The organism is Rhizobium sp. BT03, from assembly GCF_030053155.1.
Taxonomy (GTDB): Bacteria; Pseudomonadota; Alphaproteobacteria; order Rhizobiales; family Rhizobiaceae; genus Rhizobium.
The window spans coordinates 3,058,535-3,085,335 of sequence record NZ_CP125640.1; the positions used below are offsets into that span (position 1 = coordinate 3,058,535).

At 59.5% G+C, this 26,801-nt stretch carries 27 protein-coding genes and 1 tRNA gene; 17 read left to right on the top strand and 11 right to left on the bottom strand.

The window, feature by feature from the left end:
• The first annotated feature begins 3 nt into the window (after positions 1 to 3).
• From QMO80_RS14990 to QMO80_RS15050, 13 genes are all read left to right on the top strand, one after another.
• Entirely contained in the window at positions 4 to 702 is a 699-nt protein-coding gene (locus QMO80_RS14990) for a hypothetical protein (RefSeq protein ID WP_283197272.1), read from the top strand.
• Entirely contained in the window at positions 699 to 2,522 is a 1,824-nt protein-coding gene (locus QMO80_RS14995; protein WP_283197273.1) for a hypothetical protein, read from the top strand. Before QMO80_RS14990 ends, QMO80_RS14995 begins: the two co-directional genes overlap by 4 nt.
• Positions 2,519 to 2,917, top strand: a complete 399-nt coding sequence (locus tag QMO80_RS15000; RefSeq protein ID WP_283197274.1) for a GNAT family N-acetyltransferase — start codon at positions 2,519 to 2,521, stop codon at positions 2,915 to 2,917. Before QMO80_RS14995 ends, QMO80_RS15000 begins: the two co-directional genes overlap by 4 nt.
• Positions 2,901 to 3,908, top strand: coding sequence for a tail fiber domain-containing protein (locus tag QMO80_RS15005; protein ID WP_283197275.1), 1,008 nt, complete (start codon positions 2,901 to 2,903; stop codon positions 3,906 to 3,908). Before QMO80_RS15000 ends, QMO80_RS15005 begins: the two co-directional genes overlap by 17 nt.
• The gene (locus QMO80_RS15010) at positions 3,908 to 6,322 is read left to right on the top strand and encodes a lytic murein transglycosylase (RefSeq protein ID WP_283197276.1); all 2,415 of its coding nucleotides are present in this window, start codon (positions 3,908 to 3,910) and stop codon (positions 6,320 to 6,322) included. The genes QMO80_RS15005 and QMO80_RS15010 overlap by 1 nt, the downstream gene beginning before the upstream one ends.
• Complete coding sequence (locus QMO80_RS15015) at positions 6,323 to 8,344, top strand: hypothetical protein (RefSeq protein ID WP_283197277.1); 2,022 nt, start codon at positions 6,323 to 6,325, stop codon at positions 8,342 to 8,344. It abuts the gene before it with no gap.
• Positions 8,345 to 8,615: 271 nt separating this feature from the next.
• The gene (locus tag QMO80_RS15020) at positions 8,616 to 9,971 is read left to right on the top strand and encodes a hypothetical protein (RefSeq protein ID WP_283197278.1); all 1,356 of its coding nucleotides are present in this window, start codon (positions 8,616 to 8,618) and stop codon (positions 9,969 to 9,971) included.
• Positions 9,971 to 10,327 (top strand): hypothetical protein, encoded by a 357-nt coding sequence (locus tag QMO80_RS15025; RefSeq protein WP_283197279.1) that lies wholly within the window; start codon positions 9,971 to 9,973, stop codon positions 10,325 to 10,327. The genes QMO80_RS15020 and QMO80_RS15025 overlap by 1 nt, the downstream gene beginning before the upstream one ends.
• A 571-nt stretch (positions 10,328 to 10,898) precedes the next feature.
• Positions 10,899 to 11,153, top strand: a complete 255-nt coding sequence (locus QMO80_RS15030; protein ID WP_283197280.1) for a hypothetical protein — start codon at positions 10,899 to 10,901, stop codon at positions 11,151 to 11,153.
• Positions 11,128 to 11,592, top strand: a complete 465-nt coding sequence (locus tag QMO80_RS15035) for a lysozyme (protein WP_283197281.1) — start codon at positions 11,128 to 11,130, stop codon at positions 11,590 to 11,592. Before QMO80_RS15030 ends, QMO80_RS15035 begins: the two co-directional genes overlap by 26 nt.
• A 168-nt stretch (positions 11,593 to 11,760) precedes the next feature.
• Positions 11,761 to 11,967, top strand: coding sequence for a hypothetical protein (locus QMO80_RS15040; protein ID WP_283197282.1), 207 nt, complete (start codon positions 11,761 to 11,763; stop codon positions 11,965 to 11,967).
• 6 nt (positions 11,968 to 11,973) lie between these two features.
• Positions 11,974 to 13,833, top strand: coding sequence for a hypothetical protein (locus QMO80_RS15045; RefSeq protein ID WP_283197283.1), 1,860 nt, complete (start codon positions 11,974 to 11,976; stop codon positions 13,831 to 13,833).
• Between the two features lie 20 nt (positions 13,834 to 13,853).
• Positions 13,854 to 14,282, top strand: a complete 429-nt coding sequence (locus QMO80_RS15050; protein ID WP_283197284.1) for a DUF1515 domain-containing protein — start codon at positions 13,854 to 13,856, stop codon at positions 14,280 to 14,282.
• 525 nt (positions 14,283 to 14,807) lie between these two features.
• Here the strand turns inward: QMO80_RS15050 and QMO80_RS15055 are convergent.
• The gene (locus QMO80_RS15055) at positions 14,808 to 15,182 is read right to left on the bottom strand and encodes a thermonuclease family protein (protein WP_283197285.1); all 375 of its coding nucleotides are present in this window, start codon (positions 15,180 to 15,182) and stop codon (positions 14,808 to 14,810) included.
• 27 nt (positions 15,183 to 15,209) lie between these two features.
• Positions 15,210 to 15,710 carry a hypothetical protein gene (locus QMO80_RS15060; protein WP_283197286.1) on the bottom strand — a complete coding sequence of 167 codons (501 nt, stop codon included), beginning with the start codon at positions 15,708 to 15,710 and terminating at the stop codon, positions 15,210 to 15,212.
• A gap of 168 nt (positions 15,711 to 15,878) precedes the next feature.
• Here QMO80_RS15060 and ligD point away from each other — a divergent pair, with 168 nt between their 5' ends.
• Positions 15,879 to 16,952, top strand: coding sequence for a non-homologous end-joining DNA ligase (ligD, locus tag QMO80_RS15065; RefSeq protein WP_283197287.1), 1,074 nt, complete (start codon positions 15,879 to 15,881; stop codon positions 16,950 to 16,952).
• Between the two features lie 16 nt (positions 16,953 to 16,968).
• Here ligD and QMO80_RS15070 read toward each other — a convergent pair whose 3' ends face one another.
• From QMO80_RS15070 to QMO80_RS15080, 3 genes are all read right to left on the bottom strand, one after another.
• A complete protein-coding gene (locus tag QMO80_RS15070; protein ID WP_283197288.1) occupies positions 16,969 to 17,298 on the bottom strand; it encodes a hypothetical protein in 330 nt (109 codons plus the stop codon).
• Positions 17,299 to 17,835: 537 nt separating this feature from the next.
• Positions 17,836 to 18,114 (bottom strand): CopG family transcriptional regulator, encoded by a 279-nt coding sequence (locus QMO80_RS15075; RefSeq protein WP_283197289.1) that lies wholly within the window; start codon positions 18,112 to 18,114, stop codon positions 17,836 to 17,838.
• Positions 18,115 to 18,480: 366 nt separating this feature from the next.
• Complete coding sequence (locus QMO80_RS15080) at positions 18,481 to 18,777, bottom strand: hypothetical protein (protein WP_283197290.1); 297 nt, start codon at positions 18,775 to 18,777, stop codon at positions 18,481 to 18,483.
• Positions 18,778 to 18,989: 212 nt separating this feature from the next.
• Here QMO80_RS15080 and QMO80_RS15085 point away from each other — a divergent pair, with 212 nt between their 5' ends.
• The gene (locus QMO80_RS15085) at positions 18,990 to 19,844 is read left to right on the top strand and encodes a hypothetical protein (RefSeq protein ID WP_283197291.1); all 855 of its coding nucleotides are present in this window, start codon (positions 18,990 to 18,992) and stop codon (positions 19,842 to 19,844) included.
• Between the two features lie 89 nt (positions 19,845 to 19,933).
• Here QMO80_RS15085 and QMO80_RS15090 read toward each other — a convergent pair whose 3' ends face one another.
• The 3 genes from QMO80_RS15090 to QMO80_RS15100 all read right to left on the bottom strand — a co-directional run bounded on the left by QMO80_RS15090 (position 19,934) and on the right by QMO80_RS15100 (position 21,622).
• Positions 19,934 to 20,152: a hypothetical protein gene (locus tag QMO80_RS15090; protein ID WP_283197292.1), complete on the bottom strand. Its 219-nt coding sequence runs from the start codon at positions 20,150 to 20,152 to the stop codon at positions 19,934 to 19,936.
• A gap of 176 nt (positions 20,153 to 20,328) precedes the next feature.
• A tRNA-Arg gene (locus QMO80_RS15095) sits at positions 20,329 to 20,405 on the bottom strand.
• A gap of 53 nt (positions 20,406 to 20,458) precedes the next feature.
• Positions 20,459 to 21,622, bottom strand: coding sequence for a M20 aminoacylase family protein (locus QMO80_RS15100; RefSeq protein WP_283197293.1), 1,164 nt, complete (start codon positions 21,620 to 21,622; stop codon positions 20,459 to 20,461).
• Positions 21,623 to 21,795: 173 nt separating this feature from the next.
• On the opposite strand from QMO80_RS15100, the gene QMO80_RS15105 reads away from it, so the two are divergent.
• Positions 21,796 to 22,929: a D-alanyl-D-alanine carboxypeptidase family protein gene (locus QMO80_RS15105; RefSeq protein WP_283197294.1), complete on the top strand. Its 1,134-nt coding sequence runs from the start codon at positions 21,796 to 21,798 to the stop codon at positions 22,927 to 22,929.
• A 24-nt stretch (positions 22,930 to 22,953) separates the two neighbouring features.
• Positions 22,954 to 24,162: a GTP-binding protein gene (locus tag QMO80_RS15110; protein WP_283197295.1), complete on the top strand. Its 1,209-nt coding sequence runs from the start codon at positions 22,954 to 22,956 to the stop codon at positions 24,160 to 24,162.
• Positions 24,163 to 24,202: 40 nt separating this feature from the next.
• On the opposite strand, the gene QMO80_RS15115 is transcribed toward QMO80_RS15110, so the two are convergent.
• From QMO80_RS15115 to QMO80_RS15125, 3 genes are all read right to left on the bottom strand, one after another.
• Positions 24,203 to 25,162: a hypothetical protein gene (locus tag QMO80_RS15115; RefSeq protein ID WP_283197296.1), complete on the bottom strand. Its 960-nt coding sequence runs from the start codon at positions 25,160 to 25,162 to the stop codon at positions 24,203 to 24,205.
• Positions 25,163 to 25,249: 87 nt separating this feature from the next.
• Positions 25,250 to 25,474, bottom strand: a complete 225-nt coding sequence (locus QMO80_RS15120; RefSeq protein WP_049732413.1) for a sulfurtransferase TusA family protein — start codon at positions 25,472 to 25,474, stop codon at positions 25,250 to 25,252.
• 5 nt (positions 25,475 to 25,479) lie between these two features.
• Complete coding sequence (locus QMO80_RS15125; RefSeq protein WP_283197297.1) at positions 25,480 to 26,727, bottom strand: murein L,D-transpeptidase family protein; 1,248 nt, start codon at positions 26,725 to 26,727, stop codon at positions 25,480 to 25,482.
• Positions 26,728 to 26,801: the final 74 nt, after the last annotated feature.

Sequence of the window (26,801 nt, forward strand, 5' to 3'; positions counted from 1 at the left end):
CGCATGTCGATTTTGACGATAATCCAGAACGTGTGCGCGGAAATCGATCTCGATCCGCCGACGGCCGTCGTGTCGTCGGCTGACCCGCAGATAAGGCAGCTGCAGATCCTGTCCTATCGCGCGGGCCGCGATCTGCTGAAAGACCATGATTGGTCGGTACTGATGACGACGCGGAATTTCACAGCGACCGGAGCAATTCCGGAGCCAACCGAGCCGCCGGCGGATTTTCAGCGCTACGTCGCCAATTCAGTGATCTGGAACACGTCGCGCCTCTGGCAGCTTAACGGCCCTGTCGAGCCTCAGACATGGGAACGGAACACCATCCTCAATTCCAACCCGGTCCCGCAGATTTACCGCATGCTGGGCGGCAAGCTGGCGTTCTTTCCGAATGATGTCGGCGAGACGCTTCGCTACGAGTACGTTTCGAAATATTGGATCGCGGTCATGGGTGGCTCGACCTATGCCGAAAATTGGGCGAATGACACCGACACGGCGCGTTTCCCGGAAGACCTTCTCGAGCTTTCGCTAATCTGGCGATGGAAGCGTGCGAAGGGGCTGGACTACGGCGAAGAGCTCGAGAACTACGAGCGGGCCAAGGAGGCAGCAGTCGGCGCCGATCGCGCCGCGCAGCCGGTCAGTCTCTCGATGCCCAACCGCGGCGAAGTCCCCGAAAACTACTGGCCTGGCACCATCACAGTATGACGAGAAAACCCGTTCCCCCAAATGGCCGTACCGGCCGCGTCTCGCCAAGCAAAGACTGGATCGCGCCCATCGGCGGCTGGCGAACCGATGTCGAAATGGCTGACATGCCGAAGGACGCGGCGTTTCAGCTCGACAACTTCTTTCCTGAGGCGAACCGGGTGCGCGCCCGCTATGGCCATGGCGCCTTCGCGACGGGTTTGGGCGCGCCTGTTCAGACCGTCATTCCCTATGTCGGCGTGAGCAACAGGCTATTCGCTGCGGCGGGGAGTAAGATTTTTGACGTGACCGCCGGCGGCGTGGTAGGGGCCGCGGCGGTATCGGGGCAGTCCAGCGCGCGCTGGTCGGTCCAGCAGTACACCAACCCGGCCGGCCAGGAATATCTGCGCCTCGTCAACGGCCTGGATCTGCCGCTGCTATACAATGGAACGACCTGGACGAATAACATTCTGGTCGGCACTGCAACGCTCGCCACGCAGAACGTCGCCGTCAAGGCGGTCCAATATACCTTGAGCTTCTTCGGGACGGGTTCAGTGACCTTGTCCGGCGCGTTCGCGGGCGTCTTGAACGGGACCGGCGTCGGCAACCGCGTCACCCTGACATTCACGCCCGTCGCCGGCACGCTGACCCTGACGGTGGCCGGCTCTGTCACCAATGCCCAGTTGGAAACGGGCGCCGTCGCCACGCCCTATGTCTCGTCGACAATGATCACCGGCATTTCGGATTCGTCGCTGCTGATCGCCGTGACGGCCTACCGGTCTCGGCTGTGGTTCATCGAGAAGAACTCGACAAACGTCTGGTATCTCGCCACTGATGCCGTCAGCGGCACGGCCACGGTCCTGCCGGTCGGCGGCAACATGAAGTACGGCGGCACACTTATCGCCATCGGTGTCTGGACAATCCCGGTTTCCACGGGACTGCAGCAGTGCCTGGTGCTCATGTCGTCCGAAGGCGAGGTGATCGTCTATCAGGGCTCCGATCCCTCGAGCGCGAGCAACTGGGGACTTATCGGTACGTTCAAGCTTGGCCGGCCGCTCGGAACGGAAAGGTGCTTCCTTTCGGTCGGTGCGGATCTGGCGATCATGACGACAGACGGCATCGTGCCGATCACGAAAGCCGTGCAGCTCGATCGAGGGGCAACCAGCCTTGGCGCCATCACCGCCAAGATTGGCCCGACCTGGCGCGAGACAGTCGCGACGGCCGGCACAACATCGAATGAGTGGCAACTGGCGAGCTTTCCGGCACGGCAGATGGCTATCGTCAACCTGCCGTCTTCGCTGGGGCCATATCAGTACGTGATGAACACCGAAACCGGCGCCTGGTGCCGGTTCGTCGGGCTTGCCGCATCCTGCTGGGGAAACTGGCAGGATCGGCTGTTCTTCGGCGCCGCCGACGGGACGGTCTATGAAGCAGAGATGGGGGCAAACGACAACGGGGCGGCGATCGACGCTCTCATGGTTGGTGCATGGAACCGCTACGGCGAAGACATGGCATCCAAGTTCTCGAAGCTGATCGGGGTGACGGCGCAGATCGGCGTCTCGACGCTGATGTATGCCGGCATGTCGTTTGATTATCAGACCAAGATCCCGACAGCGCTCCTGTCGACAGTCGAGAACAACGCAGCGGCGACGTGGGGCTCCGCAATCTGGGGCGTCTCGAAATTCCCCGGTCTGTCGATAGTCAGGAAATTCGCCTCAGCAGGCGGCTCGGGCTCAGCGCTGGCGCCGACGATCCGGGCGTTGATTTCCGGCGCGTCCGGTTCGGTATCTGAAGCGGCTGTTATCGGCGGATCGGTTCTCTACGAAAAAGGTTCCCCGATTTGATCGTGTCCGAGCCCCGCGAGGATATCGCGGCATGGGTCGGGGGCAAGATCGGGGTGAGGTTCCATCCACCGTTCACGGCCATGGCGCAGGTCCAGGGCGGCCGGATCATCGCCGCTTACGTCTTCAACGTCTGGACGGAGCATGACGTCGAGGTCTCGCTTGCTGCCGATCGGCTTTCGGCAACCTTGATGCGTGCGGTGTTCCGCTATGTTGTCGCTACGCTTGGTTGCCGCCGGGCGACATTCAGGACTCGTGCCGACAACATCGCTGCTCAGCATGCGCTCGAAAGACTCGGCGCGCGCCTGGAAGGCCGACAGACAGCTTACTTCGGCGACTGCGACGCGCTGCTCTATGGAATCTTGAAAGAGGACTTCCCCTATGGTCTCCACGCCTAAGGCGCCGAAAGCGCCCGACCCGACACAGACCGCGGCGGCGCAGACAGCGACGAACGTGGATACCGCCATCGCTAACTCCGGCCTGAGCTATGTCAACCAGTACACGCCTGACGGCTCGCTGGAATACAAGGTCACCGGCAATCAGACGATGACCGACCAGAACGGGAAGACATACCAGATCCCGATCCGGTCAGCCTATCAGACCTATTCGCCCGAGAACCAGGCGATCTACGACCAGACGCAGCAGACGCAGCTGGGCCTTGCCAAGCTCGCCAACGACCAGACCGGCAAGATTTCGGGTGTGCTCGGCACCAATGTCGACTTGAGCGCCGGCAATGTGGACAAATACGTCAACGACCACTGGCAGGGCGGCTTCAACAACCAATGGGATCGCGATCAGAAAAGCCTCGATCAGAGCCTCGCCGACAAGGGCATCTCGATGGGTTCCGAGGCCTATAACAACGCGCTGCGTGATTTCTCCACTCGCAAGCAGGCGGCGTCGGATCAGTATCTCGGTGACATGTATTCGAATGCCCAAAATTCGATCCTGACCGAGCGAAACCAGCCGCTGAACGAGATTTCGGCGCTGATGTCGGGCTCGCAGGTCAATCAGCCGAACTACGTCAATTCGCCGACGACGCAACTGCCGACGGTCGATCAGGCCGGATTGATCAATGAAAACTACAATCAGCAAATGGCCGGTTACAACCAACAGCTCTCGGCAAGCAATGCGGCTATGGGCGGTTTGTTTGGCCTCGGTTCCTCGCTGCTGGGTGGCTGGGCGATGAAATCGGATCGCCGGCTGAAGGACGAGATCAAGCGGGTCGGCACGCTCGACAATGGCCTACCTGTCTATTCCTTCCGGTACAAAGATGGCGGTCCAGTTCAGATCGGGCTTATGTCGGACGACGTGCGCGATACCCATCCCGATGCTGTCTTCGAGGCCGCCGACGGCTTCGATCGCGTCGATTATGAAAGGGCGGTGGCATAATGGGTTTCCTGTTCGGCGGCGATACCGGCCAATCGCAAGAAAGCGTCACCGACGCCCGCAAGCGTCTCGCTGCGGCGATGCTTCAGAAGGGCACGGATACAAGCCCCATTCAGTCGCCTTGGGAAGGTGCGGCACGCATGGCGCAAGCCCTCATGGGAGGCCTGGCGATCAAGCAGCAGGGAGAGGCAGAACAGGCAGGCTTGGCCGAAGGGATGGCAGCGCTGACGGGCCAGCCGTATACCCCGCCTGAGAAGCCGGCCGGATTCTTGTCGTCGATCTTCGGAGGCAACAAGGCAGCCAATCCCGGCGCCACCGGCTCGTCCATGCCGAGTGTGGATGCATCAGGGAATATAGCCGCCACTCCGACAAATAGCGCGTTGCCTGGATCGTTCCTGGCGGCAGTCGACAGGACGGAAGGCGCCGGGGATTACGACACTCTCTTCGGCCACGCTCAAAAGAACGGTCCCTTCGCCGGCACCTCCGTCTCCAGCATGCCGATCAGGGATGTCATCGCATTCACCGATCCGAGCGGACCCTATGCCCAATACGTCAAGGGTAAGGTTGGCCGTGTCGCAACGCCAGTTGGGAAGTATCAGACTGTCGGCACGACGTTGCGCGGCGCGGTGGGTGCGCTCGGGCTTGATCCCAACTTGCCGTATGACCAAGGCACTCAAGATCGGGTCGCATCCTATCTCGCCCGCCAGCGCATCGCGTCGGCCGATACACTGCAAGGAAAGATCAGTGCTCTGCGGTCAGAATGGGAGGGCTTCAAGAACGTTCCCGACGCCGAAATGGCGCAGATCGTGGCGGATCTGCAATCCGCTCCGTCCGCTGGCACGGAAGTAGCGAGCCTCGGCACGCCCCCCGCATCGCGGACGATGCCGCCGCCTGTCAATCCTCCTGCACCAGCTCCGACGCCTGGCTACGTCGATCCGATGGTTGCGCCGAACGCCGCGCCTCCCATGCCGCAAGCGTCTGCCCCCGGCGAAGTCGCAAGCCTCGATCCGTCGATCGGCATCCCCATGCCAGGTGCAGCAGGGCAGATGCGTGCATCAGATCCGGCACAGCCCATGCCACAGGGTGCCTCTCAGGCGGGGCTGTCGCCTCTGCCGTCGTCCTCGGTCGGCCCGACGCCGAACGTCGCCAGCGTGCCGCCTGTGAGCCAAATCCCACCTGAGTTTCAGGGCAGCCAGCAGCTCATGAATGCGGATCCCAACAAGGGCATTATGCCGGCGCTGCTTGGCGGCACTCCTGCATCTCCAGAGCAGGTTCAACAGGCGCAGCAGTCCGGCCAAGCGCGTCTCGCTCAGGCATTGGACGGTGCTTCTCCTCCGCCGTCAGCAAACCCGATGGCGAATCCGCGCGCCCAAGCCCTCGTCAAAGTGCTCAGCAACCCGAACGTCCCGGCGCCGATGAAGCAGATGGCCGCGCAGTCATTGCAGACGCTGATGAAGCCGCCAGAATATGGTTTCCAGACCCTGCCGGATGGAACCGTCTTGCGCAGCGACCCGCGCACCGGGACCGTACAGCCGATCTATCAGAGCACGCCGAAGCCGACAGAGGTGAACGGTCGCCTCGTCGGCGCCGACGGCAAGGTTATCGCCGATTTCAGCAATGGTCAGTGGGAGCGACTGAGCGACGGCACGCTCTACAACAAGAGCACCGGTGAATTCAGGCAAGCTCCTGGAGGCGCCGGCGGCGAGAAATATTACGGCTCGACCGTCCCTTACTACGACAAGGATGGGAACCTGCGATATCGCCAGCTGAGCGACAAGGGCGGCGGCAAGGATCTTGATTTCGGGCCCGGAGCGACAGCGGCGCCGACGACGCGCACCGTCGACACAGGAACGGAACTGATCACGATCGGCCCCGGTGGTCAGGAAGTGAAGCGGACCACAAAAGAGAATTATGAAGCAGCGAAAGACACGGCGCAGGGCAGCACTGAAGGCAAGGCTGCTGGCGAAGCAGTCTCGTCGCTCCCTGCTGATCTGATGCAGGCTGACCAGACAATCAAGAACATCGACCAGTTGCTGACCAGCAAGGGGTTGGATTCGATTGTCGGTTCGGTCGACCAGTTCCGGCCTTCCTGGACGATGGGGGCTGATGGTCGCGATGCTCTAACACGCCTCAAGCAGCTTCAGGGCGGTGCGTTCCTGCAAGCTTATGGGCTTCTCAAAGGCGGCGGCCAAATCACCGAAGTCGAGGGCGGCAAGGCCCAGGACGCCATGGCGCGCATGGATCGCTCACTTGATGAGACTCATTTCCGGGCTGCGCTGAAGGACTTCCGTGATGCTGTCGAGCAGGGCGTTGCCAAAATGAAGGAGCGGGCAAAGGTGGCTGCACCATCAGCGCCTGCCGACCCGGCCGTTGTCCCGACTGATGTCCCGGGCGTCACCATTCGAAGGAGACAGTAAATGCCAACATACACTGTCGAGGTGAACGGCGAGACCTTCGATATCGATGCTCCCAATGATGACGCTGTGCGCGCTGCGGTACGCCAGCTTCAGGGACAACAGCCGGCCGCAGCTGCGGCGCCACAGCCGCTGAGCGCCACGCCACAGCCCGAGAAATCCACACTTGAGAAGGTGAAAGGCAACATCAACTCGTTCGGTCAAGGCATCGTCGACATGGTCGGGATGGGCTATGCCGATGAGATCGGTGCCGGCATCGACTATGCGGGCTCCCACGTTCTGCCGTGGCGCGACGCGAAGACCTACGATCAAGCTTTGGCGGATACCCGTGGAGAGCAGGAACAGGCCTACGAGGAGCATCCGGCAGCCAACATCGCAGGCAAGGTAACAGGCGCTCTATGGGGCGCCAGCCGCCTAGCCAAGGCTGGACTTTCTCCAACTGCCAACGCCATCAAAAACGAGGTAGGGCTCGGGAGGGTAACGGCAGCCTCATCCAAGGAAGGAGCGATTCTGGGCACCATCTCAGGATTCGGGAATGGTGAGGACGGCTTTGTTAACAGGCTTGCCAACTCCGGGGTTGGCCTCGCCTTGGGGGCAGGTATAGGCGCCGTTGCGCCTGCGGCAATTGCCGGCGGTACGCAGCTCGTCAAATCCGCCGCTGCGCCATTGATAGCGCCGTTTGCACCGAATGGATATGTGCGGGATGCGCTCGCTACGGCTCTGCGCCGCGCTGGAATGACGCCCGAACAGGTCGAAACTAACATGCGTGCCGCCGCCGCTGACGGCCAGGACATGTTCAACGTCGCTGACGCCATGGGGTATACCGGCGAGCGGCTGATGTCGACTTCCACGCGTGTTCCGCATGATAACCGGCAGCCGCTTGCTGAAGCTTTGATGGCGAGGCAGGCAGGACAGGGCGAGCGGCTTGCGAACAATCTCGCTGAAGGCTTCGATACCTTTGATACAGCTGGGCGCCGCATCGCTGACCGCACGACGCAGCGCACCGCGGAGGCAAACGAACTCTACCCAGCCGCCCGCGCTAATGCCGGCCCCGTAAACGTCACGCCCGTCCTCGACGAGATCGACAGGACGATCCGCCCAGGCGTCAACCAGATGGTCAATCCCCGTGATCGAATTGCTAACGACTCGATCGAAGGAGCTTTGACGCGGGTTCGTTCCATGCTGTCAGATGGCAATTCCCAAGTGACCGACTTCGACACCTTATTCAGGGCAAAGTTGGACCTGGATGACATGATCCAACGAGCAGAAGCACAGGGGGCCGGCAATCGTGCGCACTACCTGTCTCGCGTTCAGGGGCTGGTCGACCAAGCGCTAGCCGATGCTTCCGAGGGATATGTAGGAGCCAGGGACGCATTTGCCCGTGCCTCGCGCCGGATCGACGCCGTTGACGCGGGCAGCGCGGCAAGCCGCATTTCCCGCAGAGCCCAGGACACGATTCCTGAATTCGAGGCAATGCCTCCCGGCGAACAGGTGGATTTCCGCGCCGGCTACATCGACCCGCTGATCGCTCGCCTGGAAGGAGCGTCTTCGTCTCCGACGACGAACAAAGCTCGGATGCTGCAGACACCGAAGTTTGAAGCCGAACTGCCCGCGTTTGCTGCTCCGGGGCGAGGAGAGCAGCTCACAGACCGCATCGCGCGGGAACAGACGATGTTTCGGACTGCAAACGCAGCGCTAGGCAATTCGAAGACGGCCGACAACCTAGCGGATGCCGCGGACATGAATCAGTTCGACCCGGCGGTTATCGGGCGTCTGGTGCGGGGCGACCCGATCGGCGCGATTACAACAGGTCTTTCGAAGATGCTCGGAACCGTGACCGGGCAGCCGCCGTCCGTGGTGGAGCGACTATCTCGCGTGCTGATGGAGACGAACCCCGACGTTGCGCTGGATGTATTGCGGGCAGGGACACAGCAGCTTTCGCGAAATGATCAACTAAGGGCGCGCCTCGTTTCAGCGCTGGTCGAGTCCGGAGCGGCGGGAATGCCCCGACTTACCGCGCCATGAGTCGGGGACTTTGTTCCCGGTAATCTCAATTGCCCAAGCAACAACGCATCCGCCGATCGCGGCGCCCAGCGAGAGGGATACCCAGTCAACCGACCTCGTGAAAAGGTTGATGAAAAATCCCACCAGCAAAACAACGAACAGCGATTTCCACGGACCAGGTCCGCGGTCAACTTTCGGCTCTTCAGGGTCGTGATCGATCTGCATCGGCAACCAATACTACACCATTAATGGCCTCGCAATTCGCGGGGGCGCTTCTTTTTGGAGAAGGTGAATGCCCAGAAACCCATCCACCGGCGTCTATTCCAAGGCCGCCGGAACAACGCCTTCGGTCGGCCAGGTCATCGACCCCGTGCCGTGGAATGCACTGACCACCGACCTCGGCAACGAAATCACCAACTCGCTACCGCGCGACGGCTCGGCGCCGATGGTCGCACCGCTAAAGGCGGCAAGTGGGACAGTGTCCGCCCCGGGCGTGGGTTTCGCGTCGAACCCGCAGACCGGCATGTATCTGAAGGGCGGCGGCCTGCTCGGGTTCACGCAGAACGGCGTTGATGTCTCCTTTGACCAGGCAATGATATATGCGGCCAAGGCGGGTGATTACACGGCGCTCGCGTCGGACAATAATGCCGTTCATCGCTTCACGGCCGCCGCTATCGTCACCCTGACGGTCGCGGCAACGCTCGGTGCGAACTGGCACTATACCGTCATCGCAGACGGCGCCGATGTAACGATCGATCCCAACGGGGCGGAGACAATCGACGGGGCGGCAACGCTGATTGTCCCGAACGGGTATTCCGCATTCATCATCTGCAGCGGGACGGCGTTCTTCACCAACAAGCTGATGACGAGGCTCCTGGCGAAAGCTGACAGCACGGCGGTGGGCAGCTTCATTGACGGGCTGCTGCTTTCCAACAACAGCGGCAGCCCAACCACACATGTCGATTTCGCGGCCGGAACTGCCAGGTCGGGATCGTCGTTCGTCTCCAGCGCCAGCACCATGACGAAGCGGTTGAACGGCACATGGGCAGTAGCAACCGGGAATGGTGGCCTCGATACCGGCTCCGTTGCGGCAAGCACGAGCTATTTCGCCTATGCCATCCGCAAAGATTCGGATTTGTCCTTCGACGTCGTTCTATCGACTTCGGCAACGATCGGAGGAGTCAACACGACGCTGCTGACCGGCTACACCATCGTCAAACAAATCGGAGTGGTGATTACGGATGCGAGCTCGCTTATCCGGCCATTCGTGATGTATCCACGCGATGAATATACGTTCGTAACGCCGGTCGTGGATGCAGCCAGCGTCAGCATATCAACAACATCGAACTTGCTCGCGCTCACTGTTCCGAACGGGGTTAAAGCAAAGGCCAAACTGCGCTTTTTCTACACATCAGGTGCAACCACCGCTTCGGCGCTTCTTAGCGACCCAGCACAAGGTGTTCTGGTCGCCGGCCTTGGAGGTGATGGCGGCAACGTGGGCTCTATCCAGGTTGCATCGAGCTATGCCGTCGGGTCTGGCGAGATCTGGACAAACACAGCCAAGCAGATCCGCCGCGTCGCCGGCGCCTCCGGCAACTGTTGGGTCTGGACTGATGGCTTCCACTATCCATGCGGGAGGAACGCGTAATGCCCTACGTTTCACGATCGGCCGGCGGCGCTATCGATGGTCTCTACGAGCAATTGCAGGAAGGGGTAGCGGAAGAATTTCTGTCAGATGACGATCCCGCTCTTGTGGCCTTCCGGGATGCCCCGCCCGAAGTGTTTTCGGTTTCCGCGCGTCAGTTTCGGCTGATGCTTCGGCGCTCCGGTCTGCTCGACCAGGTCAAGGCGTGGGTGGCTCAACAGGACGGCGAGACGCAGGATGCGTTCGAATATAGCGGCACCTTCGTCAAGGACAGCCCGATGATGGCGGCCGGCTTTGCGGCCATGGGCTTCGCGTCGCAGCAGATCGATCAGTTTTTTGCGGCCGCAGCTTCTCTCTAACCGTCAGGGGGTCAAATAGCCGGCGTGTATACCGTATCGAATGGCTATCAAAAAAGCGCCCCCGATGCCGACGGCGAGGAGAACTGCCACACGTGTTTCGTCCTTCAGCAATTTTAACTTCCACAAAAAACGATGAAGTAGGCCTTCCAGGCCGTCAGTATCGGGTAAGGACATACTTGCGTGGATGGCAGATGGTAACAATCTCCGTGTGAGGACGGTACGGCGGGCGGTATTCCACCAATAGCTGACCGCACTCGTGAAAGGTCTTCCTGACATACACCTTTTTAGGGTGGTAAACGACGTGGCGCGTAGCCGGTGGTGGGCGATAACCCTCGATTATGTCAGCTGCAAAAACCGGCTGGCACAGGATAGCTGTGGCACTGACAGATAGAGAAACGGCTAGTGCTCGAAACATATTTCGCTCCTTGATGGTGTTAAGGAAATATGGCGAAGGGCGAAGATGTCGAGTCTTGGCTACCCCACCTCCCTGACATCATTTGATGCGCTGCCGCGCTAAAAAGCCAAGCCGCCTCCGAGCGGCATTTTCACATCCAAAATCGGAGAACTCTCCATGCTCGTCCGTAACTGGCGCGAGGTGCTTAAGCGCGCCTGGTCGGTGCGCCTGATGGCCTTGGCGTTCCTCTTCATCATCCTTGAGCCGATCTACAATTTTGTGGCCGCCACCTGGGTAGCGAAGAACCTCTACATCCAACTCGCCATGTCGGCGATCACGGGCCTTTTGGCCGTTGCGGCGATCATCGCCCGCATTTTCGTTCAACAGAAAGTTTCAGGAGATCTGAATGGCAAACCGCCTGCAGAAGGGTAGCGCCGCGGCTGCAATGGCCGTGGCGCTCGTCGGCAGTTTCGAGGGGCTTCGGCAGAATGCCTATCCAGATCCGGCCACACAAGGCCAGCCGTGGACGATCTGCTACGGGTCCACCAACGGCGTGAAGCCCGGAAATTACAGGACGGTCGCCCAATGCAAGGCGCTGCTGTCTCTGGAGCTGCAAACCTATGCGGCCGGCATTGAGCGCTGCGTCACGGTCCCACTGCCGGATGCGCGCTTCGTGGCGTTGACCTCATTCGGTTACAACGTCGGCATCAAGGCCGCCTGCGGGTCCAGCGCGGTAAGGCTCATCAATCAGGGCAAGACCGCCGAAGGCTGCGAAGCTCTCCTCAAATGGAACCGCGCCGCGGGGATCGTCTTCCCAGGCCTGACCCGGCGCCGGCAGAAAGAACGCCAGTTCTGCCTGGAGGGTATCTGATGCTCTCCCTAATCCCCGACGTCATCAAGCTGCCAGTCGCCGTCGCCCTCGGCGCCATGCTCGCTTTCTACCCGGCTCGTTGGCTCGGGCAGTCGGAAGGCAAGCAAATGGCCGCAACAGCCGCCCTCACGAAATCCGTCCAGGTTCTGCGCGAAAGGAACACAATCGATGACGAAGTTTCCACTTCTGATGCTGCCGCTTTGTGCGCTGATCTCGGGCTGCCAGACGACCAGCAAGCAGAATGCGTGCGACGGGTTCTCTCGCCTGACGCCGAGCCTGCAGACGTCGGTCATCGTCCTGAAGACGGATCGGCCGTTCGCAAACCAGATTGCCAGCCACAATAAATTCGGCGCCGCTCAAGGCTGCTGGGAGTAGACGCCGATGATGAATGCAATTTCACTCGCCTTGACGAACCCGATGTTGAATGCCGGGGGCGGAAGCGGCGGAGATCCCGACCGCTTCATGTTCTTTGCGACGCGCAACCGAATGCCATCAGGTAACATCGTCACCGCGGCGTCCGGCACTGAATATGTGTGCACCAAGATGGTCATCAACACGCCGTCTTATAAAACGCGGATGTTCAAGTTTCACCTGTCCGGCTTTGCCTCGACGGAAGGCGGGAACTCGCCACAGGAAACCATCGTCACCGGCACGATCGGCGCGCCTGGCAATTCCGTTGTCGTCGATGCGATGTTCGCCCGGGTCGCAGGCGTCTTCTACCAGTTGCAAGTCGCAGCCTCGAATACGGTAACCATCGCCGACCAGACGAATGGCGCCTGGACGGACGAACTGACCACGCCGGACGTCGCGGCCGAAAGCGAAATTGAGCTGTGGGTGTTCTATCATACCGCTGTCGCTGAAAAGATTTGGCCGGTGTTCCGCATTCAGAAGCATCGCGGTGAACGCGTGTGGGGTGCTTCCGATCACGCAACCTTGCTGGCATTCAAGGATACGCCGAACGCCGACAGCACAGTCGCGCTCGATACCGGCTACGGAACGCTGGCACAGCCGCAATATTACGGGTTCGACTTCATGGTCGCCAAGGGTGACTGGGATGGCCGTCCGATCGCCCTTGGCTTCGTCGACAGCCTGGGTGAAAGCCGGCAGGAATTCAGCGCTGCGGCTGATACGCGCGGCAATCTTGGCTGGTTTCGCCGCTGGCTCGACAAGAATGGTGGTATCGGTCGAATCCCCCATTGCTTGGTTGGTTTGCCCGGCGCGGGATCTGTCCGCGAATATACCGGGACTGGTTCAGCCATTGCGACCAGGCGCCGGGATATCATCCGCGAAATCTACGCATTCAACGGCAACCGGTGGCCTTTCACCGTCATCGCAAACCAAATGGGGCAAAACGATACATCCACGTCGTACAACACGTGGTTCAACACCAACTATCGTTCACTGGTCACCCGCATCCGCGCCGAATACCCTGGCGTTCGCATTGTCGCGTTCCCCCCGTTGGGTCGCACCACGATTACCCGAAGCGTCACCATCACATCGGTGGGCACCACGGCAACAGCAACCATGACCAGCGGTCTCAATGGTTTGGTGACCGGACAGACCGTCAGCATTTCAGGGGCGACGGGTGTGACTGCCTACAATGGTAGCTACGTCATTACGGTCACTGGCGCGGATACCTTCACATACACCTTCGCTGGCGGCGCATCTCCGGCCACAGGAACCATCGTCGTCAACGAACAAGGGCTTCATACCTCCTATCAGGTATTTGGTGCCAACAATACATGGCCGGCAGATGGCACGGATGCTTCCGGCAAATGGCGCTTGCGTAACGATATTCTCGCACAGACATCATCTTGCTGCGATGCTGCTATCGACACCTATGCTGCTTGGGTATCGCCTACCGTTGATGGCATGTGGCCCGGCATGCTGGAGTTGCCAAGCACGACCCTGACAGTCCAGTCGGGAACGGACGGGGTGACGCCATATAATACGATCACCGTCGCTGACCCGAGCATCTTCCGACCTGAACAGAACATCCATATCTATAGCGGCCCTGACGGCATCGCGCGTCTCAGTTCGCAGGTGGTCGGTAGTGTTTCGGGGAATGTGATTACCTATCAGGGATCGAGCGCCGTTATCCTACCTATCGGCTCCGTCGTAAGGGCCGCCGCGTCCATCGGTGAGTTGACGCCAGTGTCTTTCGTGCATCCGCAGGGCATCATGATTGACCGCATCGCCAACGGCATTTCCCAATCCGAAAAGTTGAAGTTCAACCCATAGACAGGCAGGCGTCGACATAAATGGCATCCAATGACGACATCCTTCGCGCGCTCGGCCGTGTCGAAGGCAGACTGACCGGAATCGAGGATAGCGTTTCTCACCTTCGCGAGGAGGTCAGCGACGAGAAAGATAGTGCCCATGAAAGTCGTGCTGTCATCCACAGACGGCTCGACGAGCAGGCCAAGCAAATCCATCTCCTCGACATGACGATAACGGTCAGCAGTGGCGTTGATGGCCAGATCCGCGAGGAGATCAAAAGCGTCAAGGAGACCGTCGAGAAGAACCACGAGGTGGTCGCACCCACTCTCGAGGAGTGGAAAAAAATGAAGACCCTCGGCTACGGGGTCTCAGGGCTTATCGCCTTCGCCGGCCTGACGATCGGCGGCATCATTGCCTATGCCAGCGATGGTGCAGTTGCGGCCTTTCGGCATTGGTTGAAGATCAACTGATTAGTGAACCGTGATCCACGCCAAGGAAGTCACCGCCTACCGCGCAGTCGATTGATGTATAGGGATTTCGCAGCTTTTACAGCGATACCTGAAAGCCGCCGCACGGGAGGATGTATTTCTGCGCTGGGACTCGAATACTTCGTTAAGTTGTGTCACCATTGGTGAATCTACAACGGGGCGCTGACAGCTTTATGAATACAATCGCAACATTGATATCGAATGCACAGACACCGACGGGCGGCGTCTTTGTTCTTTCAGCCATTATGCTGATCGGCTTCATTTTCTTCGCTCCAAAGATAACGCCCGGCAGTCCATATGCTCCGTACGCTCTGCCTTTACTTGGCGTTATGGTTGTCGTGCCGGCGACCATGTTTCTAGGAGTTGCCAAGATTGTGCAATCTGACGCCGTTTCAGCGGTCCTAGGGGCAGTAGTTGCTTACATTTTCACTTCGCGAGCACAGCAGCCTCCTGGCTCCAACTAACAGTCCGTTTATCCTTGTCTGACCTAGCGACGACGTGAACTGGTCAATCGCACCAGTCGTTTCGCCGCTTTGGGCTCCATGTTCGTGCAAACCCTTCCTTCAGCAGCTTCTTGCCGATTTCTTCACCATTCTTTCGGTAGATGTTGACCAACGGCCGGTGCGTTTGTGTCTTGTCCACCGCGCCGCTGAACACGACGCGCAGTCCCTTTTCAGCCAGCAGCTCTTTCAACCTGCCCTTGGCGATCAACGCCAGGTTCCGTTCTTTGATGCACTTCGCGTGCGATCCGATCTCCGGCGTATCGACGCCCGAGATAAACGGAACTCCTTCCCCCAGTAGTCGCATGTTCTGCCCATCGCATTTCACTGTGTCGCCATCGACGACGGTCAGCGATGCGCAGATGATCAGCCCAGCAATCATTTATCATTCCCTTCTTGTGTTCCGAGATCACCGCGAAACATAGCCGATGACGATGTTGGCACCGCGGTGACCGCATTTGCATTTCAGGCGCGGACCTATTGCCGAAATCTTCGTATCTTTGCCGAGCCGCTTCTGCAGTGCCCACCGATCAAGTGGCTGTTTCCGTTTGCAAGCCGCGTTCCTGCAAAAGGCCACTAACCCCTCCCACTCGGGCAGATCGCCAAAGGTGCGGTCTTCGGCCTGGATCTCGTCGCGAGGCACGTAGCCCATCTTCCGGGCCCAGACGTCCGGCTTGTGGTGGTATGTCATCCTGCAGCGTTCGTAGAAACTGTTCTCTGTGCGCTCGCACCCACGCTCTTTCGCGAGCTTCGGCAGCAGCGACGGCATATTGATGTTGTCATATTTCTCGAAGAGCTCGCTACCGTCATAGAAACGCAACAACTCACAGTCCTCGCAGATCACGCCGACTTTCTTTCCGCGATGCCAGCCGAGGAACTGCTCGGTATCAGTCGAATTCTTATCGCTCATCTTCCAAGGCTTCGCCGATCGGCTGCTCGCGCATATCCGTTTTCCACATCTTCTGTTTTCAGATTGGCGGCCGCAGCGCCGATGTTCTTATTATGTTCGCATGCGCTTGCGAGTCAATAATCAATCTAGGTCAATTGCTTTTTAAGGTGATGCTGATGAACTGCCGGCATGACGAAGCCGCCTCGCAAGTCTCCCAAACCGCTGCTCGGTGAAGCCGACGCGCTGCTCCGCAGTCGCCCACGTCGGCGCCGAGATCCCGACCAGCCCAGCCTTCCGTTAGATCTCATGCCGGACCGTATCGAGCCCTGCCTTGCTTTGCTGAAGCCAAAGCCACCGAAGGGTGATGACTGGGTTTATGAGGTCAAGTGGGATGGCTATCGCCTGTCGGTTCATGTCGGGCCGACAGGCATTCGCATCCTGACGCGCGGGGGCCACGATTGGACAGATCGTTTCCCGGCGATCCAACAGGCGGCGTTGTGGCTTCCTGTTGGCACGGCAATCCTCGACGGCGAGGCGGTGGTTCTCGACGAGCAGGGCCGGCCGGATTTCGGCCTGCTGCAACAATCGCTCGGCGGCCGTGGCGGCAAGAAGAGCTCAAGCGACGCCATCTTCATGGCTTTTGATCTGCTCTATTTCGACGGCCATGATCTCAGAAATTCCGAACTCAGCATGCGCCGGCATCTGCTCGAGGATCTGGTGCCGGCTGGCGAGCAGGGCGATATCCGGCTTTCCGAGGAGATCGAGGCTGATGGCGATCTGTTGCTGGCAAGCGCCTGCGAGCATGGCCTTGAGGGCATCATCGCCAAGCGTAGGAGTGCGCCCTATAGCTCCGGCCGCCTTGGCGATTGGGTGAAGATCAAATGCGTCCAGAGCGACAGCTTTGTGATCGTCGGCTATGAGCGATCCACAGTCGCGCGTGCCGGGATAGGCCGGCTTCTGCTCGCCGCGCGCAAGAGCAAGACGCTGGTCTACGTTGGCGGGGTCGGGACGGGCTTCAACGAGCGCAACGCTCATGAGCTTCGTGAGAATCTCGACGGCCTCATCACATCCACGCCGGCTGCGGTCGTCGATCGCAAGGGAGCAATTTTCGTGAAGCCAAAGCTCATTGCCGAGATCGAGTATCGGGCGTGGACCGGCGACGGCAAGCTGCGGCACGCCTCTTATAAGGGGCTGCGGGAGGAGCAGGATAACGCCGCGGTTTATGACTTGGATGAGCAAAGATTGTCGTCGTCGAGCCGTTGATCCGACTGCAGCATTATTAAGCGCCGGCGCTCGGCTCCTTCAATACTTGGGCGGCATCGACACCCCGCCCGAGGCGGTCCAAGAATAGCGGTGCGCTGGCGCCCATATAAAGCGCGGTCAATGAGTTCGCTGCGTCGAGAAATGCAGGAATAGCCCCGGCGACCAAGATCATCAGCACACGGATTATTATGTAGAAAGGCCGCAGGTAGCGTTCCGGGCAGCGGCCGTCTAGATCGACGGATGCTTTCAGCGCCGCGCCAATTTCCACTGCGATACTGCCGAAGCATCCTATGAAAAAGGTCGTAGGAACCGCACCAAGATAAGGAACTACTACGACCGATTGCACCGATTATGCTTTCCACTGATCTCGCATATCGCGGCCCGACTTACCCCCAAGCAAAAGGTACGACGTTGCAGGTGCGAGCAAGCGCGCAACCCTACGGGCTGCGCCTGCGCGGTGCTGATACTTAAGGACAAGCATGACGACATTCGCAGCAAACATCGCAGCCGCGACGCCTGCAAATACAGAGAACAGAACCTCAGTCAGATGTGTCATCGATAACCTGCTAAAATAGCCCGACGGAACCGTCGGCAATTGATACGGGCACGCGACGCGAATCGCCTCAGCGAAAACGTCGTCCTACCCCTCGCAGGCCGCAATACGTGCAAAGCTCATCTTATGCCCCCCAAGACTACGAACCATGCTGCCAATTTACTCTCCGCCAATTAACGGCGGTTTAAGGAAATTGTTGCATCGCTCGCAACATGATTTTCTTGCCAGACTATAAGGGTAACTGTCAATACACCTTATCGTAGCATTGAATAGTTACCCGTGCGTACCAGTGAGATATGCAGGTAAGCCCAGGACTTCAAGCGTCACCGGCTACACCGCGCCGTCTTCATCGAGATTGTGCACCGGCAGATAGGTGTTTTTCTCCATCCACTCTCGGACGATAAACCTGATCATGTCGTTACGCGTCATGCCAAGCTCGCTGACCAGGTCGCGCAAGGCGTCCTCGACGTCATCCTCCATCGAGACGGTGCCGGCATTGCGCAGCCGTAGCGCCGCCCGACGAAGCATGATCTGCAGATCAGCTCGCGAGATATCTGCGATCCGATCGGCGGCGTCCTCAAGTAGGGTGGCGGTGTCAGGCGAGGTCATGGCGGCGGTGCTTCCGTGTGAGCGAGTCCTTGAGCGACTAATGTGTTCGGTGCCGAGCTATCTCCAGGCCTGCCAGCCCGGAGCGAAACAAAAGGCTGGCGCTGCGATGAGATTGCCAGAATAGCAGGCGCCGACGCGTCTATATCCTACTGCCGCCATGCATGTGTCATGGTATGCTCCAGTGTCTTCCGCTGCGATATGATGATCCATGCGACGCACCGTGCATTCATAGGAGGCGCGTTCGGTGTTGGATTCCGACCATCCGCCCAAAACTGCGAGTATCAGGCCAAGGGATACTAACGTGACCAGAATCGCGCCCAAGGCCTTTGCGAGTATGCCAAGTGCCGTGAAAAGCCTTTCCATGCGTCAATTCGGTTTCTGATCAACCGGTTTCAGAGCCGTAGCGATGATCTCACCAAGTACTCCGTGCAGTATCTGAGCAAAACCGAGATCCATGCGCAGACGCGTTGAAACATCGATGACGGGTCCGTTCGCCCCGTCGGCGTGAAGCGCGCCGAGGGATATGCAAACTGTGTTGTTACTGAGACGATTTTCTGAAAAGAAATCAACAAAAACCGTGCGCGCATCGGCATCCCGAATTTCAGCATCATGGTCGCCAATCTTAGTGGTTCTTCCAGACCTAATGACAACATCGTTGCTCACTGCAATATCCTCCCCGTTGAGCGGCACGTTCTGCGAGCAACGTGGAATAGTCAAGGGCCCCAAGTTATCCACATTGTGCTTCAAAACGACGCCATGAAGTGTGGATGTTAGAGCTTCGGAAAGCGTGTCGACACCAAGCGTTAAACGGTTCTCTGCGCGCTCCGTAGAAGACAGCGGCCGGCTGCCGCTGGCGAATGCCAGAGGAGCCATAAATGCAAAACAACGTGAGACCGATAGCGCCGGTCAGCATCGCAGGCCTGAATCCACAGATCCCGCCCACAGGCATGCCCATTTTCGAGCTCGTCAATCCAGTCGATCTTTTCGTTGATCCAGCCTATCAGCGAAACATCAGCGAAAAGGGTACTCGCCAGATTAGGCGCATTATCGAAGGTTTTGATTGGGTTAAGTTCAAGGCGCCCATTTGCGCTTACGCTGAATGCGACGGACAGACGATCCTCAAGGTTCTGGATGGTCAGCATACGGCGATTGCCGCTGCGTCGAACCCGCACATTGAGAAGATCCCGGTCATGATAGTCGAGGCGGAGAGCACCATCGCTCAGGCAAAGGCATTTATCGGCCAGAACACAGACCGGCTCGGTGTGACGACGCTGCAGCTTCACCAGGCAGCGCTGGCGGCTGCAGACGAGGACGCCCAGACATTGGAACTCGTCTGCACCAGAGCCGGCGTGAAGGTTTTGAAGACCACCAACGCGTATACCGGAACCGGTAGCCGTCAGACGATTGCGATCAAGCAGATTGAGGCACTCGTCAGCCGGCGCGGTCCGAAGCTCGCGCGTGAAATCTTGGAGGTTTTGGCGAGCGCAGAACGTGGTCCCCTCACTGCTCCGCAAATCAAGGCTGTGGAGATGCTCCTTACAGACGAGGAATACTGCGACAAGATCACGCCCGAGGACCTGACTGACGCCATAGTCGACTTGCTATTCACGGCCGAGGATGAGGCGAAGCTCTTTGCCGCTACGCACAAGGTGCCGTTTTGGAGGGCGCTCGGGATCACGTGGTTCAGAAAGTGCAAAAAGCGAAGGGCGATCGTCAAGCAGGCTGCCTAACGACCGCTTTGTTCACCCCTACTTGCCGCGGCGGCGTCGTTGTCTGCCGCGGCAGCTTTCCTAGGTCACGGCAATAGCCGATATTCCTGCTAACCTTCTAAACGGGTTTCATCAGCAATCATGCGGTCAACAGCTTCAATCTGGTCTTGGATCGATAACAATGACGACTGGCCGACGCGTCGGCTCAAGGACTGACTCGATGCTTCGATTGACTGCACGTCGATGTTCTTCGCCTCCGAGCGGCGCTGCTCAACTAAGGCAGCTCGGATTTCATCAAGCTTTGCAAGCGGTGACTGGGAATCGGTCATATGTGTCCTCCATCTGATTGGGTGCTGCCAGACATGAAAGCTCCCGCGACATGTTGCATAGCTTGTCGCATGGATTCGCCGCTGGCTAATTGAAATCCTTGGAAATCAAAGGAAATAGTTGCAACACGAATGCGACATGCAGCAACTTACTTTGCGCCATAAGCGCTTGATTTTATTGGTGATCCCGGCGCGATTCGAACGCGCGACCCCCAGATTAGGAATCTGGTGCTCTATCCTGCTGAGCTACGGGACCACTTGAAGCCATGCATACAAAAGGCTTGGCGCGAAGCCAAGCCTTAATTGTTGTCAGACGCCCAGGCGTTGTTCGGCGAGGCGGACCCAGTAGGAGATGCCGTGGGCGATGGCTTCGTCGTTGAAGTCATAGGCCGGGTTGTGCAGGCCGGCGCTGTCGCCGTTGCCGATGAAGATGAAGGCGCCGGGGCGGGCGTTCAGCATGTAGGAGAAATCCTCGCCGCCCATCATCGGATCGATTTCGGCGTTGACGTTGCCCTCGCCGGCAATGGCGCTGGCGGTGGCGACCGCATGCTCGGTTTCATCTGGATGGTTGATGGTGACGGGGTAGTTGCGGTTGAAGCCGATCTCGGCCTCGGCGCCGTGGGCGGCGGAGATGCCCTCGACGATCTGGCGGAACCGGGTCTCGGCCAGCGTGCGCACCTCGGGGTCGAGGGTGCGGACGGTGCCGGCGAAGGTCGCGTCGTTCGGGATGACGTTATGGGCGAAACCGGCATTGAACTTGGTCACCGAGACGACGACCGAGCTGATCGGATCGGCGGTGCGCGAGGCGATCATCTGCAGGTTGGAGACGATCTGGGCGCCGATGGCGATCGGGTCGATCGTCCGGTGCGGCTGGGCGGCGTGGCCGCCGCGGCCCTTGATGGTGACGGTGAATTCGTCGGTCGCCGCCATGATCGCGCCCTTGCGGGTGGCGAACTGCCCCACAGGCAGGCCCGGCAGATTGTGCATGCCGTAGACCTCTTCGATGCCGAAGCGCTCCATCATGCCGTCCTTGACCATCAGGTTGCCGCCGCCGCCGCCCTCTTCGGCGGGCTGGAAGATGACGGCGATATTGCCGTTGAAGTTGCGGGTTTCGGCCAGGTATTTCGCAGCGCCGAGCAGCATGGCCGTGTGGCCGTCATGGCCGCAGGCATGCATCTTGCCCGGCGTCTTCGAGGCCCAGGGCTTGCCTGATATTTCGGTCAGCGGCAGGGCGTCCATGTCGGCGCGCAGGCCGACGGTGCGGCGGCCTTCGCCCTTGCCCTTGATCAGGCCGACGACGCCGGTGCGGCCGATGCCGGTGACGATCTCGTCGACGCCGAATTCCTTGAGCTTTTCAGCGACGAAGGCGGCCGTATTCTCAACCGCGAAGAGCAGCTCGGGCCGGGCGTGAATATGACGGCGCCATTCGGCGACCTCGTCCTGCAATTCGGCGGCTCTGTTCAAAATCGGCATGTTGGCGTTCCTGTTATGAAATCCCGGCAATCGTTCATCGCATCACAAGGACGTGAGGCGGCTGAGGCGTGAGCCTGTGGAAATTACTTAGTCAATGACCTTTGCCATGTCATAGCCATATAGGCTAAATAGGGGAAGGTTTCGAGATTTTCCTGATATCCGAAGGACAAAGCGTGTCGACGAGCCACTTCCGTTTGTTTGCCGCCTTGCGGCCGCTGAGTTTCGCGGTCGCCGCGACGGCTGGTTTTCTTGCCTCGGTTCCGCTCGCCGCGGCCAATCCGCATATTCTCGTCGATGTGCAGACCGGCCGTGTGCTCGAGCATGAAGAAGCCTTCCGCAAATGGTATCCGGCGTCGCTCACCAAGCTGATGACCGTCTATACCGTGTTCGACGCGATCCGCGCCGGCCAGATCAGCCTCGATACACCCATCGTCATGAGCAAGCGCGCCGCCGCGCAGCCGGCCGCCAAGATGTATTTCAAGCCGGGCCAGAAGCTGACGCTCGATAGCGCGCTGAAGATCCTGATGGTGAAATCGGCCAACGACATCGCCGTCGCGGTCGCCGAAGCCATCGGCGGCACGCAGGAAGGCTTCGTGACGCGGATGAACGGCGAGGCGCTGAAGCTCGGCATGACGGATTCGCATTTCGTCAATCCGAACGGCCTGCCGGGCAAGGGGCAATATACGACGGCGCGCGATCTTGCGGTGCTGACCGTGGCGCTGCGCCGCGATTTTCCGCAATATGCCAGCTATTTCGCGCTTGAGGGTTTCACCAACGGCCAGCAGAACGTGCCGAGCCTCAACATGCTGATCGGCCGCTTCGCCGGCGCCGACGGCATGAAGACCGGTTTCATCTGCGCCTCGGGCTTCAACCAGATCGGTTCGGCGACCCGCAACGGCCGCACCATCGTCTCCGTCGTGCTCGGCACCGACAGCCTGGCGGCGCGCGCCGATGCAACGGCGAACCTGCTGCAAAAGGGCTTCACATCGCAGTTTCCCGGCAATGAAACGCTGGGGTCCCTGCGGCCTTACGGGCAGGGGCAGGACCAGGTGACCGACATCTCCGCCGATATCTGCAGCGCCAAGGGCGCCAAGATACGCAGCGAAACGCGCGACGAAGTCGGCCGCATGAAGGTGCAGTCGCCCTATATCCTGGAAATGGACCACGATCCGCGCTTCGTCTTTGCCGGCCTCATTCCCGGTCAGGACCCGCAGCCAGCTCAGCAGCCGGAAAAGGTGGCGACCGGCGATACGGCGGGAGGCATCGCCAACGTGCCGGTGCCGATGCCGCGCCCGACATCTTTCTAAGATCAGCTTCTAGGGTCAAACGACATGAGCGCGCTCAACGACAGGATTCCGGTCACCATCCTGACCGGCTTTCTCGGTGCCGGCAAATCGACGCTGCTCAACCGCATCCTCAAAGATCCCGCGATGAAGGATGCGGCCGTCATCATCAATGAATTCGGCGATGTCGGCATCGATCATCTCCTGGTCGAAAGCTCCGGCGATTCGATCATCGAACTGTCAGACGGCTGCCTCTGCTGCACCGTGCGCGGCGAGTTGGTGGATACGCTGGCAAACCTGATGGATGCCGTGCAGACGGGCCGGGTCAAGCCGGTGAAGCGCGTCGTCATCGAGACGACGGGCCTTGCCGATCCCGCTCCGGTCATGCAGGCGATCATGGGCAATCCGGTCATCGCCCAAAATTTCGAACTCGACGGCGTCGTGACCGTGGTGGATGCAGTGAACGGGCTGCAGACGCTCGACAATCACGAGGAAGCCCGCAAGCAGGCGGCGGTCGCCGACCGGCTGATCGTCTCGAAGAAGGCGATGGCTGAGGCAACGGACAAGCTGGAACAGCGCCTGCGCGCGCTCAATCCGCGCGCCGCGATGATGGACGCCGACAGCACTGAGGCCGGCAGCGCCGCGGTGCTTGTCAACGGGCTCTACGATCCGGCGACGAAGATCGCCGATGTCGGCCGCTGGCTGCAGGACGAGGATGCGCACGAGGCGCATCACGACCACGGCCACGGTCGTGATGGAGATCACGACCACGGTCATCATCATGATGGCGATCACCATGGCCACCACCACCATGATCACCACCATCATGATCATGATGGCGATCACGCGCATCAGGACCCGCACGACGTCAACCGTCACGATGCCTCGATCCGCTCCTTCTCGATCATCGAGGAGAAGCCGATCGATCCGATGGCGCTCGACATGTTCATCGATCTGCTGCGCTCCGCCCATGGCGAGAAGCTGCTCAGGATGAAGGCGATCGTTTCCGTCTCCGACCGGCCGGAGCGGCCGCTGGTGCTGCATGGGGTGCAAAGCATCTTCCATCCGCCGGTGCGGCTTGCCGCCTGGCCGGATCCCAGCGACCGGCGCACGCGCATGGTGCTGATCACCAAGGATCTGCCTGAGGCCTTCGTGAAGGATCTGTTCGACGCCTTTCTGGGCAAGCCGCGCATCGACATGCCGGATCGCGCGGCGCTGTCCGACAATCCGCTCGCCATTCCCGGCATGCGAATCTAGCCAGAAGCTTATTTATAATCGGGAGCAATCGATTCAGTCATCAAAGTTCTCCCGAAAGCAAAATCACGCTAAGAGGGGTGTCCCGATATTTCTCACCCCAGCTTGCTCTAAGTTTCTTGTAAACCCTAAAGCGTGCAAACCGGTCAGCTCTTGCTCTCGTCTCATCGGCGATAGAAGATATAGCCCCGTCGACAGATGCCCTGAGAGAGTTCGGCGACCAAGGAGTGTATAACACAGTAGAACAAAAGGTTTTTTGGCCTATTGTTTCTGAAACCTCCTGATAGTTGTACGTGAACTCAAGGCCATCGAAGATGACGCTAAACGAAGGAATGTCTTCAATTCGCGGAGCGCGGAACTTGACGGCGAAATTATTGTCGGAGGCAAAATCATATAGGTCTCGCCAACCTTCTTTGAAAAAGCTATCTATACCTTCCATTTGGCGCTCCGCGGATTCAACGTCCCACGCGACTTGCGTCGTCAACGTGAGAAAAGACGCAACTTGCCGATTCGGATTGTTCCACCTTTCAACGATCTCAATGGGGGCGGCCGTTTGCAGCGGAAAATCCCGGAATGCCATGCGGTGATAGTCGGGCAGCATCTTCCGCAAAATGCGCGACAACATCTGGCAATCGGCCTTTGTGATCGCGGCATCCGCCTTGTGATGGAGACAAGTCACATTTATCGCTTCGACAGTATAGCGAAAGCGCATGTCCGCCGGGGCGTTGGAGAGGCGCCGGAAATGCTGCGCTACAGCGCAGACGATCGTGCGTCCTTCGATTTCGAAACTCCACAACATCAACTCAATCGGTGACAGCCCGTTGGACAGACCATATTCACGGTCCTCGACCTTCAAATTGAACGTTCCATAGCCCTGCACACCATCATTGGTTCCCTCGAACAGAAAGGCGCGTCCTTTCAACTTGAAAATATTTTGGTAGAAGTCCTGGTTCGGCGGGACGAGTTCTGAGTAATCCTTGCGAAATGACGCGGCGGCGCTCATCGTTTTTTCCTTCAAGATCGATGTCGATGCAAAGAGGATCTGTGGGGCTGCGTCCTTGGCGAGCAACGCCAAAGCAAGCCGTGCTAGTTAGCCCTTTCGAATCAGAAAGCGGTGGCCGGTTTCGGTCTTTTCGGTCTCGACCAGCTCGTGGCCGTCCTCATTGCAGAAATGCGGCATGTCGATCACCGCCAGCGGATCGGTGGTGTCGACGCGAATGAGCGTTCCGCTCGCCATGGCGGCAAGCTTCTTGCGTGTCTTGATCACCGGAAATGGGCATTTCAGGCCGCGAAGATCGTAGAGAACGGGGCTCAAGCCGTTCAGTTCCGCGCCCAGAATTTCCAGAACGGCTTCTTTGCCGCGGCTTCCGCGGTTTCCTGCGGTTCGGGCGCCGCAAAGGCCAGCGGGTTCTGCGTCGGGATGGGCACGACCGCCGGTGTCGCGGCAGCGACTGCGGTTGCCTGCGGCTGGGCCGAGATTGCCTGCGGTGCGGCAGGCATTGCCGGCGTGGCGCCCGGCGCGGTCTTGGCGGCCAGCCCCTGCGCGGTGCGCTTGGCCATCAGGTCTTCGAGTTCGGCGACCTTGACCATGCGGCCGGCTTCCAGCGAGGTGCCGGTCGGGGCATAAGCCAGTTCGCGGCCCTTGCGCGTCTTGGCGACGACGGCCTTGCGCTCGGCCTCGGAGGGGTCGTACCAGGCCATGCCGTCGAATTTGCTCATCGCCTTGGCATAATCGGCATCATAGGTCTTGCCGTAGGAGGCAAGAGCGGCCGTCAGCGCCGGCGGCGTCGACATGGCAGGGCATTTGCCGGCGGCATTGAAGGCGCCGCCATCGGTTACCTGCTGATTGAAGACGTATTTCTTCTCGCAGACGGCCACCTCGGGCGGGCGCTTCGTCACTTCGAAATTGTCGTAGCCGACCTTCAGCATTTTCCAGAAGTCGTAATTGCTGTCGAGGCGATGCTTGACCATGTTTTCCGCCGTCATGCGGAAGGGGAAGGCCTGAAGCTGCACGGTTGCCTGACCGCCCTTGAAGGCGTCGCGGGCAAAGGCGTAAATTTCAAGCACCTGCTGGTCGGTCATCGAATAGCAGCCGGAGGACGAGCAGGCGCCATGGATCATCAGATCGGAGCCGGTGCGGCCGTTCGCCGCGTCATAGCGGTTCGGGAAGCCGGTGTTGATCGCCAGATAATATTTGGAATTGGGGTTCAGGTTGGCGCGCGTCAGGTCGTAGAAACCTTCCGGCGCCTGCCGGTCGCCGGTCTTGACCTTCGGGCCGAGACGGCCGGACCAGGCGCAGATCTTGTAGTCGGCGATCTTGTCGAAACGGTTGTCGGTCTTCGCCTTCCAGATCTCCATGGCACCCTCTTCCTTGAAGATGCGGATCATGATCGGCGAATTGCGGTCCATGCCCTTGGCGGACATGGCGGTGAGGATATGGGGAGGAAGCGGCTGCTCGACCTTGTTCTTGACCTTGGAGAGATCGACCTGCGCGGATTCCAATGCGTCATTGCAGCCGGTCAGAGCCAGCGCCATGAGGGAAACATAGGCAAAATAACGTATGCGCATCCAAACTAGCCCATAAAGATAATGCGACCCGGTCCGCCTATGGAGTTCGGGCATCAGACGGAATCATAGGCGGC

Bases quoted from the DNA above. Each gene is read 5' to 3' on its own strand.
- QMO80_RS15115 (WP_283197296.1), bottom strand. From the start codon at position 25,162: ATGAGCGCCGCCGCGTCATTTCGCAAGGATTACTCAGAACTCGTCCCG.
- QMO80_RS15075 (WP_283197289.1), bottom strand. From the start codon at position 18,114: ATGACCTCGCCTGACACCGCCACCCTACTTGAGGACGCCGCCGATCGG.
- QMO80_RS14995 (WP_283197273.1), top strand. From the start codon at position 699: ATGACGAGAAAACCCGTTCCCCCAAATGGCCGTACCGGCCGCGTCTCG.
- QMO80_RS15045 (WP_283197283.1), top strand. From the start codon at position 11,974: ATGATGAATGCAATTTCACTCGCCTTGACGAACCCGATGTTGAATGCC.
- QMO80_RS15020 (WP_283197278.1), top strand. From the start codon at position 8,616: ATGCCCAGAAACCCATCCACCGGCGTCTATTCCAAGGCCGCCGGAACA.
- QMO80_RS15010 (WP_283197276.1), top strand. From the start codon at position 3,908: ATGGGTTTCCTGTTCGGCGGCGATACCGGCCAATCGCAAGAAAGCGTC.
- QMO80_RS15125 (WP_283197297.1), bottom strand. From the start codon at position 26,727: ATGCGCATACGTTATTTTGCCTATGTTTCCCTCATGGCGCTGGCTCTG.
- QMO80_RS15110 (WP_283197295.1), top strand. From the start codon at position 22,954: ATGAGCGCGCTCAACGACAGGATTCCGGTCACCATCCTGACCGGCTTT.
- QMO80_RS15060 (WP_283197286.1), bottom strand. From the start codon at position 15,710: ATGAGCGATAAGAATTCGACTGATACCGAGCAGTTCCTCGGCTGGCAT.
- QMO80_RS15100 (WP_283197293.1), bottom strand. From the start codon at position 21,622: ATGCCGATTTTGAACAGAGCCGCCGAATTGCAGGACGAGGTCGCCGAA.
- QMO80_RS15085 (WP_283197291.1), top strand. From the start codon at position 18,990: ATGCAAAACAACGTGAGACCGATAGCGCCGGTCAGCATCGCAGGCCTG.
- QMO80_RS15040 (WP_283197282.1), top strand. From the start codon at position 11,761: ATGACGAAGTTTCCACTTCTGATGCTGCCGCTTTGTGCGCTGATCTCG.
- QMO80_RS15005 (WP_283197275.1), top strand. From the start codon at position 2,901: ATGGTCTCCACGCCTAAGGCGCCGAAAGCGCCCGACCCGACACAGACC.
- QMO80_RS15025 (WP_283197279.1), top strand. From the start codon at position 9,971: ATGCCCTACGTTTCACGATCGGCCGGCGGCGCTATCGATGGTCTCTAC.
- QMO80_RS14990 (WP_283197272.1), top strand. From the start codon at position 4: ATGTCGATTTTGACGATAATCCAGAACGTGTGCGCGGAAATCGATCTC.
- QMO80_RS15050 (WP_283197284.1), top strand. From the start codon at position 13,854: ATGGCATCCAATGACGACATCCTTCGCGCGCTCGGCCGTGTCGAAGGC.
- QMO80_RS15035 (WP_283197281.1), top strand. From the start codon at position 11,128: ATGGCAAACCGCCTGCAGAAGGGTAGCGCCGCGGCTGCAATGGCCGTG.
- QMO80_RS15030 (WP_283197280.1), top strand. From the start codon at position 10,899: ATGCTCGTCCGTAACTGGCGCGAGGTGCTTAAGCGCGCCTGGTCGGTG.
- QMO80_RS15015 (WP_283197277.1), top strand. From the start codon at position 6,323: ATGCCAACATACACTGTCGAGGTGAACGGCGAGACCTTCGATATCGAT.
- QMO80_RS15055 (WP_283197285.1), bottom strand. From the start codon at position 15,182: ATGATTGCTGGGCTGATCATCTGCGCATCGCTGACCGTCGTCGATGGC.
- QMO80_RS15090 (WP_283197292.1), bottom strand. From the start codon at position 20,152: ATGACCGATTCCCAGTCACCGCTTGCAAAGCTTGATGAAATCCGAGCT.
- ligD (WP_283197287.1), top strand. From the start codon at position 15,879: ATGACGAAGCCGCCTCGCAAGTCTCCCAAACCGCTGCTCGGTGAAGCC.